This is a genomic window from Pseudomonas sp. LARHCG127, from assembly GCF_052871455.1.
In genome coordinates this window covers 453396-467010 of the sequence record NZ_JBIXJT010000002.1, presented here as the reverse complement: position 1 = coordinate 467010, position 13615 = coordinate 453396, and the positions used below count along the sequence as shown (strand labels likewise).

The following is a 13615-nucleotide window of genomic DNA, read 5'->3' as shown; positions in this document are numbered from 1 at the left end:
CCTATCGAGCGCAACACAAACCCGCTACCTCCTCTCTTTTTTGAACTGATTGCCGTTAATGGCGGCTTGCCTGTGGACGCTTCGGCGACCCCTTGCCGGCTGTTTTCTGTGGATTAAGCCCTGTGAATAACTGCCATTGAGGTCGGTTGATAAACCGCCTTCAAAACTGAAGATAACCGCCTCTGTGGATAACCACCTCATTCATCCACAGGCTTACACCGGTTATCCAAGCCCCTCAGTGGCACATGACCACAGGGTTTTGAATCTCTGTACACATTGAAAATAAAGGCCTATAGGAGGTTATCCACAGATATTTGGCTCAGTAAGAATAAACATAAAAACAAAGATTTTATAAATTTCTTTCTTTTTTATTTTTTTAACCGCGAGTTCTCCACAGCTGGTTAAATTTTGTGCAAAGGGTTCTTTAGAAAGGGCGAAGTCCCTATACTTGCCGACCTGGTTCGAAAAACGCCCAGGGCCAGACTCAAAACCTAATTCCGAATTACCTGAATAAAGCAGGCACGAGGTGCGTGGTGGATTTCCCTTCCCGTTTTGAAGTGATCGTCATCGGCGGCGGTCATGCCGGTACCGAGGCAGCACTTGCATCAGCGCGCATGGGGGCAAAAACCCTGTTGCTGACGCATAACGTGGAAACCCTCGGCGCCATGAGCTGCAACCCTGCCATTGGCGGGATCGGCAAAAGCCACCTGGTCAAGGAGATCGATGCCCTTGGGGGCGCGATGGCCATGGCCACCGATAAGGGTGGTATCCAGTTTCGCGTATTGAACAGCCGCAAAGGCCCGGCCGTGCGCGCCACTCGCGCCCAGGCCGACCGAGTCCTCTACAAGGCCGCTGTCCGCGAAATCCTGGAAAACCAGCCGAACCTGTGGATATTTCAACAAGCGGCCGATGACCTGATCGTCGAGCAGGACCGGGTACGTGGTGTCGTCACACAGATGGGCCTGCGTTTCTTCGCCGATTGCGTGGTGTTGACCACCGGGACCTTCCTCGGCGGACTTATCCACATCGGTTTGCAGAATTTTTCCGGCGGTCGCGCCGGTGATCCGCCATCGATCGCTCTGGCTCACCGTCTGCGTGAGTTGCCATTGCGTGTCGGGCGCCTGAAAACCGGTACGCCACCTCGCATCGATGGCAAGTCCGTGGATTTCTCGGTGATGACCGAGCAGCCTGGCGATACGCCGATCCCGGTGATGTCGTTCATGGGCAACAAGGAACAGCATCCACGGCAAGTCAGTTGCTGGATCACCCATACCAACGCCCGCACCCACGAAATCATCGCGGCGAACCTTGATCGATCGCCGATGTACTCCGCTGCCGGTGAAATCGAAGGTGTCGGCCCGCGCTATTGCCCGTCGATCGAAGACAAGATCCATCGCTTTGCCGACAAGGAAAGCCATCAGGTGTTTATCGAACCGGAAGGCTTGACCACCCATGAGCTGTATCCGAACGGGATATCCACAAGCCTGCCGTTCGACGTGCAGTTGCAGATCGTGCAATCGATCCGTGGCATGGAGAACGCGCACATCGTGCGTCCGGGTTATGCGATCGAGTACGACTACTTCGATCCGCGCGACCTGAAGTACAGCCTGGAAACCAAAGTTATCGGCGGTTTGTTCTTTGCCGGGCAGATCAACGGCACCACCGGTTACGAAGAAGCGGGGGCCCAGGGTTTGCTCGCCGGCGCCAACGCCGCACTGCTCGCCAAGGGCAAAGAAGCCTGGTGCCCGCGCCGCGATGAGGCGTACATCGGTGTGCTGGTGGACGACCTGATTACCTTGGGTACCCAGGAACCGTATCGGATGTTCACCTCCCGCGCGGAATATCGCCTGATCCTGCGGGAAGACAACGCCGACCTGCGCCTGACCGAGAAAGGTCGCGAACTGGGGTTGGTGGATGACGCGCGCTGGGCCGCGTTCTGCCAGAAACGCGAAAGTATCGAGCTGGAAGAGCAGCGCCTGAAAAGCACCTGGGTGCGTCCCGGTACCGAGCAGGGCGATGCCATCGCGGCGAAATTCGGCACGCCGCTGACCCACGAATACAATTTGCTCAATCTCTTGAGCCGCCCGGAAATCGATTACGCCGGGCTGGTGGAAGTGACCGGCCAGGGCGCGGAAGATCCACAGGTCGCCGAGCAGGTCGAGATCAAGACCAAATACGCCGGTTACATCGACCGCCAGCAGGACGAAATCGCCCGTCTGCGCGCCAGTGAAGACACCAGGCTTCCTGTGGATATCGATTACACCGGCATTTCCGGGTTGTCGAAAGAAATCCAGGGCAAGCTCGGTGCGTCCCGTCCAGAGACCCTGGGCCAGGCTTCGCGCATTCCCGGCGTCACGCCGGCGGCGATTTCGCTGTTGATGATTCATTTGAAAAAACGCGGCGCGGGCCGCCAGTTGGAGCAAAGCGCTTGAGTTCGATGGTCACCTCGCAACACGCTGAAGAGTTATCCACAGGTGCCCGTCAGCTCGGTATCAGCCTGACCGAGGCCCAGCACGCCCAATTGCTGGGCTATCTGGCGCTGTTGATCAAGTGGAACAAGGCCTACAACCTGACCGCCGTGCGCGATCCGGATGAAATGGTCTCGCGGCATCTGCTCGACAGTCTCAGTGTCATGTCCTTCATCGAAAACGGTCGCTGGCTGGATGTTGGCAGCGGCGGTGGCATGCCGGGGATCCCGCTGGCCATCCTGTTTCCCGACTCGCAAGTGACCTGTTTGGACAGCAATGGCAAGAAAACCCGCTTCCTGACCCAGGTCAAACTCGAACTCAAACTGGATAACCTGCAAGTTATCCACAGCCGCGTCGAAGCGTTCCAGCCTGCCGAGCCGTTCAACGGGATCATCTCCCGGGCGTTCAGCAGCATGGAGAACTTCAGCAACTGGACTCGCCACCTGGGCGATACCAATACGCGCTGGCTGGCAATGAAGGGCGTTCATCCGGCCGATGAGCTGGTAGCATTGCCGGCAGACTTCCACCTCGATAGCGAACACGCCTTGGCCGTACCCGGTTGCCAAGGCCAACGCCATCTGCTGATACTGCGCCGCACGGCATGATTGGGAACACAAGCAAGAATGGCTAAGGTATTCGCGATAGCGAACCAGAAAGGTGGTGTGGGCAAGACCACCACCTGCATCAACCTCGCAGCATCCCTGGTCGCGACCAAGCGCCGGGTGCTGTTGATCGATCTCGATCCACAGGGCAACGCCACCATGGGCAGCGGTGTGGATAAGCATGGCCTGGAAAACTCCATCTACGACGTCCTGATCGGCGAATGCGATCTGGGCCAGGCCATGCACTTCTCGGAACACGGCGGTTATCAACTGCTGCCGGCCAACCGTGACCTGACGGCAGCCGAAGTGGTGCTGCTGGAAATGCAGATGAAGGAAAGCCGCCTGCGCAGCGCCTTGGCACCGATCCGGGAAAACTACGACTACATCCTGATCGATTGCCCGCCGTCGCTGTCGATGCTGACCCTCAACGCCCTGGTGGCCGCCGATGGGGTCATTATCCCCATGCAGTGCGAGTACTTCGCCCTGGAAGGGCTGAGCGACCTTGTGGATAACATCAAGCGCATCGCCGAACTGCTGAACCCGGAACTGAAGGTCGAAGGCCTGTTGCGGACCATGTACGACCCGCGCCTTAGCCTGATGAACGACGTTTCGGCCCAGCTCAAGGAACATTTCGGCGAGCAGCTCTACGACACCGTCATTCCGCGAAACATCCGTCTGGCCGAAGCCCCTAGCTACGGCATGCCGGCCCTGGCCTACGACAAACAATCCCGTGGTGCGCTGGCTTACCTGGCCCTGGCGGGCGAGATGGTTCGCCGTCAGCGCCGCAACCCACGCACCGCTGCAGCCCAGCCAACTTAAGGAAACCCCATGGCCGTCAAGAAACGAGGTCTCGGACGTGGACTGGATGCACTGCTCAGCGGTCCGACTGTCAGCTCGCTGGAAGAACAGGCCGTGCAGGCCGACCAGCGCGAGTTGCAGCACCTGCCCCTGGACCTGATCCAGCGCGGCAAATACCAGCCGCGCCGGGACATGGACCCGCAGGCGCTGGAAGAACTGGCCCAGTCGATCAAGAGCCAGGGCGTGATGCAGCCGATCGTGGTCCGGCCGATCGCCAATGGCCGCTTCGAGATCATCGCCGGAGAACGTCGCTGGCGCGCCAGCCAGCAGGCCGGCCAGGAAACCATCCCGGCAATGGTCCGCGACGTCCCGGATGAAACGGCCATCGCCATGGCGTTGATCGAGAACATCCAGCGCGAAGACCTCAACCCGATCGAGGAAGCCGTGGCCCTGCAGCGCTTGCAGCAGGAATTCCAGCTGACCCAGCAACAAGTTGCCGAGGCGGTGGGCAAATCCCGCGTGACCGTGGCCAACCTGTTGCGCTTGATTGCGTTGCCGGAAGTCATCAAGACCATGCTGTCCCATGGCGACCTGGAAATGGGTCATGCCCGGGCATTGCTCGGTTTGCCGGAAAATCAACAGGTTGAAGGGGCGCGACATGTTGTCGCACGCGGCCTTACCGTGCGCCAGACCGAGGCACTGGTTCGTCAATGGTTGAGCGGTAAACCCGCCCCTGTCGAAGCGCCAAAACCTGATCCGGATATCGCCCGTCTTGAACAGCGCCTGGCCGAGCGCCTGGGCTCTGCGGTGCAGATTCGCCACGGAAAGAAGGGCAAAGGGCAATTGGTGATTGGCTATAACTCTCTCGATGAGCTGCAAGGTGTTCTTGCGCACATTCGCTGAAACAATTGCTCTTGTAGCGCGCAGTCGGAAATCACTACCTGAAGGTTGAATAGGGGCAGAACCGCCCCTATACTCTGCGCGCATTTTGTCGGCACAAATTATGCCAAGTTATTGAATTATGGCGGCCGACTATTGGAGAGCAAAAGCGATGGAAACCCGCACGCCAAACCGCTTGCCGTTCCATCGTCTGGCAGTTTTCCCGGTTCTGATGGCTCAATTTACCGTCGTACTGATCGCCACATTGGCGCTCTGGCAATGGAAAGGAGTCGTCGCCGGATACTCAGGGCTTTGCGGAGGCCTGATAGCCTTGCTTCCCAATATTTACTTTGCTCACAGGGCCTTTCGGTTTTCCGGCGCCCGAGCAGCCCAGGCTATCGTCCGGTCTTTTTATGCCGGCGAGGCGGGGAAACTGATTTTGACGGCAGTGCTGTTTGCATTGACGTTCGCAGGTGTGAAGCCATTGGCGCCGCTGGCTGTATTCGGCGTCTTCGTGCTGACCCAACTGGTCAGCTGGTTCGCTCCCCTGCTAATGAGAACAAGACTTTCGAGACCTTAGGGCGTTTGAGGCAACCATGGCAGAGACAACCGCTTCGGGCTATATCCAGCACCACTTGCAGAACCTGACTTTCGGTCAGCTACCCAACGGCGGCTGGGGCTTCGCCCATACCGCAGCAGAAGCCAAGGAAATGGGCTTCTGGGCTTTCCACGTCGATACCCTCGGCTGGTCGGTCGCACTGGGCCTGATCTTCGTTCTTCTTTTCCGCATGGCGGCCAAGAAGGCGACTTCCGGTCAGCCAGGTGCACTGCAGAACTTCGTTGAAGTACTGGTCGAATTCGTCGATGGCAGCGTGAAAGACAGCTTCCATGGGCGCAGCCCGGTGATTGCACCGCTGGCACTGACCATCTTCGTCTGGGTGTTCCTGATGAACGCCATCGACCTGGTACCGGTCGACTGGATTCCTCAGCTGGCCATCCTGATCTCCGGCGATGCACACATCCCATTCCGCGCCGTGTCGACCACCGACCCGAACGCGACCCTGGGCATGGCGTTCTCGGTTTTCGCACTGATCATTTTCTATAGCATCAAGGTCAAGGGCATCGGCGGCTTCATCGGCGAACTGACCCTGCATCCGTTCGGCAGCAAGAACATCCTCGTTCAAGCCCTGCTGATCCCGGTGAACTTCCTGTTGGAATTCGTGACCCTGATCGCCAAACCAATTTCTCTGGCACTGCGTCTGTTCGGCAACATGTATGCCGGCGAACTGGTGTTCATCCTGATCGCTGTGATGTTCGGCAGCGGCCTGCTGTGGCTCAGCGGCCTGGGTGTAGTCCTGCAATGGGCGTGGGCTGTGTTCCACATCCTGATCATCACCCTGCAGGCGTTCATCTTCATGATGCTGACCATCGTCTACCTGTCGATGGCGCACGAAGAAAACCATTAAGACCAGTCTCGACTAGTCTGATGTCCTTCCCGGTCAAACGGGAAGGAGCCCGAACCGGGCTGAGAAACGATTTGTTTTACCGCTTTAATCTAAAAAACCTAAACCATACGACGTAAAAGTCGGGAGGAAAGATGGAAACTGTAGTTGGTCTAACCGCTATCGCTGTTGCACTGTTGATCGGCCTGGGCGCACTGGGTACCGCAATTGGTTTCGGCCTGTTGGGCGGCAAGTTCCTGGAAGGCGCAGCGCGTCAGCCAGAAATGGTTCCAATGCTGCAAGTCAAAATGTTCATCGTGGCCGGTCTGCTCGACGCCGTGACCATGATCGGTGTTGGTATCGCGCTGTTCTTCACCTTTGCGAACCCGTTCGTTGGTCAAATCGCTGGCTAATTACTCGGATGTCTCGAGTAGATTGGTGTGATGGACAACGTAACTGCGAGGTGTTGGCGTGAACATTAATGCGACCCTGATTGGCCAGTCCGTTGCGTTCCTGATTTTTGTACTGTTCTGCATGAAGTTCGTATGGCCTCCGGTCATTGCGGCATTGCACGAACGTCAAAAGAAGATCGCTGATGGTCTGGACGCTGCCAGCCGTGCAGCTCGCGACCTGGAGTTGGCCCATGAGAAAGTGGGTCAGCAACTGCGCGAAGCGAAAGCTCAGGCAGCTGAAATCATCGAGCAAGCCAAGAAACGCGGTACCCAGATTGTCGACGAAGCCCGTGAACAGGCTCGCGTCGAAGCTGACCGTGTGAAGGCTCAGGCTCAAGCCGAGATCGAACAGGAACTCAACAGTGTCAAAGACGCGCTGCGTGCCCAAGTGGGTGCCCTGGCCGTTGGCGGTGCTTCGAAGATCCTGGGTGCCACAATCGATCAAAACGCGCACGCAGAGCTGGTTAACCAACTGGCTGCTGAAATCTAAGCGAGGGCGATCATGGCAGAACTGACCACGTTGGCCCGACCTTACGCTAAGGCGGCCTTCGAGCACGCTCAGGCCCACCAGCAACTGGCCAATTGGTCAGCCATGCTCGGCCTGGCTGCAGCGGTGTCGCAAGACGACACCATGCAGCGCGTGCTCAAGGCCCCGCGACTGACGAGCGCAGAAAAGGCCGCCACGTTCATTGACGTGTGCGGCGACAAGTTCGATGCCAAGGCACAGAATTTCATTCACGTCGTTGCCGAAAACGACCGTCTCCTGCTTCTGCCGGAGATCGCCACTCTTTTCGACCTGTACAAGGCCGAGCAAGAGAAGTCGGTAGACGTGGAAGTGACCAGTGCTTTCGCATTGAACCAAGAACAGCAAGACAAACTCGCCAAGGTTCTCAGTGCACGACTCAACCGGGAAGTGCGCCTGCAAGTCGAGGAAGACAAGTCCCTGATAGGGGGCGTTGTAATCCGCGCCGGCGACCTGGTTATCGATGGCTCGATTCGCGGCAAAATCGCGAAACTTGCCGAAGCATTGAAATCTTGAGTTTGAAGGGGCAGCAGAGCAATGCAGCAACTCAATCCTTCCGAAATAAGTGAAATTATCAAGGGCCGCATCGACAAGCTCGATGTGACCTCCCAAGCCCGTAACGAAGGCACTGTCGTCAGCGTATCTGACGGTATCGTGCGGATTCACGGTCTGGCCGACGTCATGTACGGCGAGATGATCGAGTTTCCGGGCGGCGTCTACGGTATGGCCCTCAACCTGGAGCAAGACTCCGTAGGTGCCGTTGTACTGGGTTCCTACCAGTCGCTGGCCGAAGGCATGAGCGCCAAGTGCACCGGCCGCATCCTCGAAGTTCCGGTTGGTAAGGAACTGCTGGGTCGCGTCGTCGACGCACTGGGCAACCCTGTTGACGGCAAAGGTCCGCTGAACAACACCGAGACCGACGCGGTCGAGAAAGTTGCTCCTGGCGTGATCTGGCGTAAGTCGGTAGACCAGCCTGTACAGACTGGCTACAAGGCTGTCGATGCCATGATCCCTGTCGGCCGTGGCCAGCGTGAGCTGATCATCGGTGACCGTCAGATCGGTAAGACCGCTCTGGCGATCGACGCGATCATCAACCAGAAGAACAGCGGCATTTTCTGCGTCTACGTAGCCATTGGTCAGAAGCAATCGACCATCGCCAACGTGGTTCGCAAGCTGGAAGAAAACGGCGCCCTGGCCAACACCATCATCGTGGCGGCCAGCGCATCGGAATCTCCTGCGCTGCAGTTCCTGGCACCGTACTCCGGTTGCACCATGGGCGAATACTTCCGCGACCGCGGTGAAGACGCGCTGATCGTTTATGACGATCTGTCCAAGCAGGCAGTGGCTTACCGCCAGATCTCCCTGCTGCTGCGCCGTCCACCAGGCCGTGAAGCCTACCCAGGCGACGTGTTCTATCTCCACTCCCGTCTCCTGGAGCGCGCATCCCGCGTTTCGGAAGAGTACGTAGAGAAGTTCACCAACGGCGCAGTGACCGGCAAGACCGGCTCCCTGACCGCTCTGCCGATCATCGAAACCCAGGCTGGCGACGTTTCCGCGTTCGTTCCGACCAACGTGATTTCCATCACCGACGGTCAGATCTTCCTGGAATCGGCCATGTTCAACTCCGGGATCCGTCCTGCTGTGAACGCCGGTGTTTCGGTATCCCGTGTGGGTGGTGCCGCTCAGACCAAGATCATCAAGAAGCTGTCCGGTGGTATCCGTACCGCCCTGGCCCAGTATCGTGAACTGGCGGCATTCGCCCAGTTCGCTTCTGACCTGGACGAAGCGACCCGTAAGCAACTTGAGCATGGTCAGCGCGTTACCGAGCTGATGAAGCAGAAGCAATACGCACCAATGTCGATCGCTGACATGGCGCTGTCGCTGTATGCCGCTGAGCGTGGGTTCCTGACTGACGTTGAAATCGCCAAGGTCGGCAGCTTTGAACAAGCGCTGATTGCTTACTTCAACCGCGATCACGCCGACTTGTTGGCCAAGATCAACGTGAAGGGTGACTTCAATGACGAAATCGACGCTGGCATGAAAGCCGGTATCGAGAAGTTCAAGGCCACCCAAACCTGGTAAGCCGCAGCGGGAGTCGCAAGGCTCCCGCTTGCTAACCTGATAGGTGTTACATGGCAGGCGCAAAAGAGATTCGCAGTAAGATTGCGAGCATCAAAAGCACGCAAAAAATTACCAGCGCCATGGAAAAAGTGGCGGTCAGCAAAATGCGCAAGGCTCAAATGCGCATGGCTGCTAGCCGCCCTTATGCGGAGCGCATCCGCCAGGTTATTGGTCATCTGGCCAACGCCAACCCGGAATATCGCCACCCGTTCATGATCGACCGTGCTATCAAGCGCGTCGGTTACGTCGTGGTGAGCAGTGACCGTGGTCTGTGTGGTGGCTTGAACACCAACCTGTTCAAGGCCCTGGTCAAGGACATGGCTGTAAACCGCGAACAAGGCGTCGAGATCGATCTGTGCGTGATTGGTAGCAAGGGTGCGGCTTTCTTCCGCAACTTCGGCGGCAACGTCGTCGCTGCTATCAGCCACCTGGGTGAAGAGCCGTCGATCAATGACCTGATCGGCAGCGTCAAGGTGATGCTGGATGCTTACCTGGAAGGCCGGATTGACCGTCTTTCCGTGGTATCCAACAAGTTCATCAACACCATGACGCAACTGCCAACCGTGGAGCAATTGGTTCCACTGGTGGCGACCCCGGAACAGGAACTCAAGCACCACTGGGACTACCTCTACGAACCGGATGCCAAGGAGCTGCTCGACGGCTTGATGGTCCGCTACGTGGAGTCGCAGGTCTACCAGGCGGTGGTCGAGAACAACGCAGCTGAACAAGCGGCGCGGATGATCGCGATGAAGAACGCTACCGACAACGCCGGTGATTTGATCAGCGATTTGCAGCTGATCTACAACAAGGCGCGTCAGGCTGCGATCACCCAAGAGATCTCGGAAATCGTCGGCGGCGCTGCCGCGGTTTAACGGTTCAAATATTCAGAGGATCCAGCTATGAGTAGCGGACGTATCGTTCAAATCATCGGCGCCGTTATCGACGTGGAATTCCCACGCGACAGCGTACCGAGCATCTACAACGCGCTGAAAGTACAAGGCGCGGAAACTACCCTGGAAGTTCAGCAGCAGCTGGGCGACGGCATCGTTCGTACCATTGCGATGGGTTCTACCGAAGGCTTGAAGCGCGGTCTGGACGTTGTCGACTCTGGCGCTGCCATCTCCGTACCGGTCGGTAAAGCGACCCTGGGCCGGATCATGGACGTACTGGGTAACCCGATCGACGAAGCGGGTCCGATCGACACCGAAGAGCGCTGGGGCATTCACCGTCCTGCGCCATCCTTCGCTGAACAGGCGGGCGGCAACGACCTGCTGGAAACCGGCATCAAGGTTATCGACCTGGTTTGCCCGTTCGCCAAGGGCGGTAAAGTCGGTCTGTTCGGTGGTGCCGGTGTAGGCAAGACCGTAAACATGATGGAACTGATCCGTAACATCGCCATCGAGCACAGCGGTTATTCCGTGTTCGCGGGTGTAGGTGAGCGTACTCGTGAGGGTAACGACTTCTACCACGAGATGAAGGATTCCAACGTTCTGGACAAAGTGGCACTGGTCTACGGCCAGATGAACGAGCCGCCGGGAAACCGTCTGCGCGTAGCCCTGACCGGCCTGACCATGGCCGAGAAGTTCCGTGACGAAGGTAACGACGTTCTGCTGTTCGTCGACAACATCTACCGTTACACCCTGGCCGGTACCGAAGTTTCCGCACTGCTGGGCCGTATGCCTTCGGCAGTAGGTTACCAGCCGACCCTGGCTGAAGAGATGGGCGTTCTGCAAGAACGTATCACTTCGACCAAGGAAGGTTCGATCACTTCGATCCAAGCGGTATACGTACCTGCGGATGACTTGACCGACCCGTCGCCAGCGACCACCTTCGCCCACTTGGACGCCACCGTCGTTCTGTCCCGTGACATCGCTTCCCTGGGTATCTACCCAGCGGTTGACCCACTGGACTCGACTTCGCGCCAGCTGGACCCGAACGTGATCGGCCAGGAGCACTACGACACCGCTCGCGGCGTCCAGTACGTGCTGCAGCGCTACAAAGAGCTGAAGGACATCATTGCGATCCTGGGTATGGACGAGCTGTCGGAAGCCGACAAGCAGTTGGTATCCCGCGCTCGTAAGATCCAGCGCTTCTTGTCGCAGCCGTTCTTCGTGGCTGAAGTCTTCACCGGTGCCTCGGGTAAATACGTTTCCCTGAAAGACACCATTGCTGGCTTCAAAGGCATCCTCAACGGTGACTACGACCACCTGCCAGAACAAGCGTTCTACATGGTCGGCGGCATCGAAGAAGCGATCGAGAAAGCCAAGAAACTGTAATCCCGGCGCCCGGCAACGGGCGCTAATTTAGGTTGAGGCAATCAGATGGCTATGACAGTCCATTGCGATATCGTCAGTGCGGAAGGGGAAATCTTCTCCGGTCTGGTCGAGATGGTGATTGCGCATGGTGAGCTGGGGGATCTTGGTATCGCTCTGGGTCACGCACCGCTGATCACTAATCTGAAACCGGGTCCGATCCGCTTGATCAAGCAGGGCGGGGAAGCCGAGGTGTATTACATCTCCGGTGGTTTCCTCGAGGTTCAGCCGAACATGGTCAAGGTCCTTGCCGACACTGTGCAACGTGCTGCCGACCTGGACGAAGCCTCCGCTCAGGAGGCCGTCAAGGCCGCCGAGAAGGCCCTGCACGAGCGAGGCGCGGAGTTCGACTACGGTTCTGCTGCTGCACGTCTGGCAGAAGCCGCAGCCCAGCTGCGTACGCTTCAGCAGATCCGCAAGAAGTAAGCGGCTAAGCCGTCTGCTTTCTGTGCGATTGATTAAAAAGGGTAGCCTCGGCTACCCTTTTTTCTTTTTCCCGACATTCATTACCTGGTCGCAGCCGCAGACCACCCAGGATTGGTAGCCAGTCATGTCTCTTGAAATCGTTATCCTCGCGGCCGGCCAAGGCACCCGCATGCGTTCGGCGTTGCCCAAGGTCTTACACCCGATCGCCGGCAATTCCATGCTCGGTCATGTTATCCACAGCGCCCGGCAACTTGATCCACAGCGCATTCACGTGGTGATCGGCCATGGTGCCGATGCGGTGCGCGAGCGCCTGGCGGCGGATGACCTGAATTTCGTCCTGCAGGACAAGCAACTGGGCACTGGCCATGCCGTGGCCCAAGCCGTGCCGTTCATCACGGCCAATACGGTGCTGATTCTCTACGGCGATGTGCCGCTGATCGAAGTCGAGACCTTGCAGCGCTTGCTCAAGCAGGTCGCGCCACAGCAGTTGGGTTTGCTGACCGTCGAACTGGATGATCCCACCGGTTACGGCCGCATTGTGCGCAACGCCGACGGCCAAGTGACGGCAATCGTCGAGCAAAAAGACGCCAACGAAGCCCAGCGCGCGATCACCGAGGGCAACACCGGTATTCTCGCGGTGCCGGCCGAGCGCCTGGGTGATTGGATGAGTCGTCTGTCGAACAACAATGCCCAAGGCGAGTACTACCTGACAGATGTGATTGCCATGGCCGTTGCCGACGGTCTGGTCGTCGCCACCGAGCAGCCGCTGGACGCCATGGAAGTGCAGGGCGCCAACGATCGCCGGCAACTGGCCGAGCTGGAGCGCCACTACCAGCTGCGCGCCGCCCGCCGCCTGATGGCCCAAGGCGTGACCCTGCGCGACCCTGCCCGTTTTGACGTACGCGGTGAAGTCAGCGTAGGTCGCGACGTGGTCATCGACATCAACGTCATTCTCGAAGGCAAGGTCGTTATCGAAGACGACGTGATCATCGGCCCGAACTGCGTGATCAAGGACAGCACCCTGCGCAAAGGCGTGGTGATCAAGGCCAACAGCCATCTCGACGGCGCGGTCATGGGCGAAGGCAGCGATGCCGGCCCGTTTGCCCGCTTGCGGCCAGGCTCGGTGCTGGAAGCCCGGGCCCATGTGGGTAACTTCGTCGAGCTCAAGAACGCTCATCTGGGCGAAGACGCCAAGGCTGGCCACCTGACCTACCTGGGTGATGCTGAAGTCGGTGCGCGCACCAATATCGGCGCTGGCACCATCACCTGCAACTACGATGGCGCCAACAAGTGGAAGACTGTGTTGGGTGACGATGTGTTCATTGGCTCCAACAACTCTTTGGTGGCGCCTGTGGATATCTCCAATGGTGCAACCACGGCCGCCGGATCCACCCTGACCCAGAATGTGGATAACGGCCAATTGGCCGTCGGACGCGCCCGCCAGCGCAACATCGACGGCTGGAAGCGACCAGAGAAAATAAAGAAGCCCTGAAGTTATCCACATCCCCCTTGTGGGAGCGGGGGGGGGGGGGGGGGGGGGGGGGGGGGGGCGAGGGGGGGGGGGGGGGGCGTACGCCAGGGCGCGGAGCCCA

14 protein-coding genes are annotated in these 13615 nt (G+C 58.4%); all 14 read left to right on the top strand.

The genetic code is table 11. The features are described from left to right. Nucleotides 1-533 precede the first annotated feature (533 nt). Complete coding sequence (gene mnmG, locus ACIPQ1_RS05465; protein WP_411386041.1) at nucleotides 534-2432, top strand: tRNA uridine-5-carboxymethylaminomethyl(34) synthesis enzyme MnmG; 1899 nt, start codon at nucleotides 534-536, stop codon at nucleotides 2430-2432. A gap of 5 nt (nucleotides 2433-2437) precedes the next feature. Then, nucleotides 2438-3073 carry a 16S rRNA (guanine(527)-N(7))-methyltransferase RsmG gene (gene rsmG, locus ACIPQ1_RS05460; RefSeq protein WP_411387570.1) on the top strand — a complete coding sequence of 212 codons (636 nt, stop codon included), beginning with the start codon at nucleotides 2438-2440 and terminating at the stop codon, nucleotides 3071-3073. Between the two features lie 18 nt (nucleotides 3074-3091). Then, a complete protein-coding gene (locus tag ACIPQ1_RS05455; RefSeq protein WP_003187199.1) occupies nucleotides 3092-3889 on the top strand; it encodes a ParA family protein in 798 nt (265 codons plus the stop codon). Between the two features lie 9 nt (nucleotides 3890-3898). Further along, nucleotides 3899-4771: a ParB/RepB/Spo0J family partition protein gene (locus ACIPQ1_RS05450; RefSeq protein WP_053126822.1), complete on the top strand. Its 873-nt coding sequence runs from the start codon at nucleotides 3899-3901 to the stop codon at nucleotides 4769-4771. Between the two features lie 148 nt (nucleotides 4772-4919). After that, on the top strand, nucleotides 4920-5327 hold the full coding sequence (locus ACIPQ1_RS05445; protein ID WP_053126821.1) for a F0F1 ATP synthase subunit I: 408 nt from the start codon (nucleotides 4920-4922) through the stop codon (nucleotides 5325-5327). Nucleotides 5328-5343: 16 nt separating this feature from the next. After that, the gene (atpB, locus tag ACIPQ1_RS05440) at nucleotides 5344-6213 is read left to right on the top strand and encodes a F0F1 ATP synthase subunit A (protein WP_039593180.1); all 870 of its coding nucleotides are present in this window, start codon (nucleotides 5344-5346) and stop codon (nucleotides 6211-6213) included. Between the two features lie 131 nt (nucleotides 6214-6344). Next, nucleotides 6345-6602: a F0F1 ATP synthase subunit C gene (gene atpE, locus ACIPQ1_RS05435; protein ID WP_003097235.1), complete on the top strand. Its 258-nt coding sequence runs from the start codon at nucleotides 6345-6347 to the stop codon at nucleotides 6600-6602. A 58-nt stretch (nucleotides 6603-6660) separates the two neighbouring features. Beyond that, nucleotides 6661-7131, top strand: a complete 471-nt coding sequence (locus ACIPQ1_RS05430; protein ID WP_003187193.1) for a F0F1 ATP synthase subunit B — start codon at nucleotides 6661-6663, stop codon at nucleotides 7129-7131. A 12-nt stretch (nucleotides 7132-7143) separates the two neighbouring features. Further along, nucleotides 7144-7680 carry a F0F1 ATP synthase subunit delta gene (locus ACIPQ1_RS05425; protein WP_003207094.1) on the top strand — a complete coding sequence of 179 codons (537 nt, stop codon included), beginning with the start codon at nucleotides 7144-7146 and terminating at the stop codon, nucleotides 7678-7680. A 21-nt stretch (nucleotides 7681-7701) separates the two neighbouring features. After that, the gene (atpA, locus tag ACIPQ1_RS05420) at nucleotides 7702-9246 is read left to right on the top strand and encodes a F0F1 ATP synthase subunit alpha (RefSeq protein WP_003207093.1); all 1545 of its coding nucleotides are present in this window, start codon (nucleotides 7702-7704) and stop codon (nucleotides 9244-9246) included. 50 nt (nucleotides 9247-9296) lie between these two features. After that, nucleotides 9297-10157 (top strand): F0F1 ATP synthase subunit gamma, encoded by an 861-nt coding sequence (gene atpG / locus ACIPQ1_RS05415; RefSeq protein ID WP_411386040.1) that lies wholly within the window; start codon nucleotides 9297-9299, stop codon nucleotides 10155-10157. A 27-nt stretch (nucleotides 10158-10184) separates the two neighbouring features. After that, entirely contained in the window at nucleotides 10185-11561 is a 1377-nt protein-coding gene (gene atpD / locus ACIPQ1_RS05410; RefSeq protein ID WP_014340987.1) for a F0F1 ATP synthase subunit beta, read from the top strand. Nucleotides 11562-11606: 45 nt separating this feature from the next. Further along, nucleotides 11607-12023: a F0F1 ATP synthase subunit epsilon gene (locus ACIPQ1_RS05405; protein ID WP_186706462.1), complete on the top strand. Its 417-nt coding sequence runs from the start codon at nucleotides 11607-11609 to the stop codon at nucleotides 12021-12023. 124 nt (nucleotides 12024-12147) lie between these two features. Further along, nucleotides 12148-13515 carry a bifunctional UDP-N-acetylglucosamine diphosphorylase/glucosamine-1-phosphate N-acetyltransferase GlmU gene (gene glmU / locus ACIPQ1_RS05400; protein WP_446533723.1) on the top strand — a complete coding sequence of 456 codons (1368 nt, stop codon included), beginning with the start codon at nucleotides 12148-12150 and terminating at the stop codon, nucleotides 13513-13515. Nucleotides 13516-13615 lie beyond the last annotated feature (100 nt).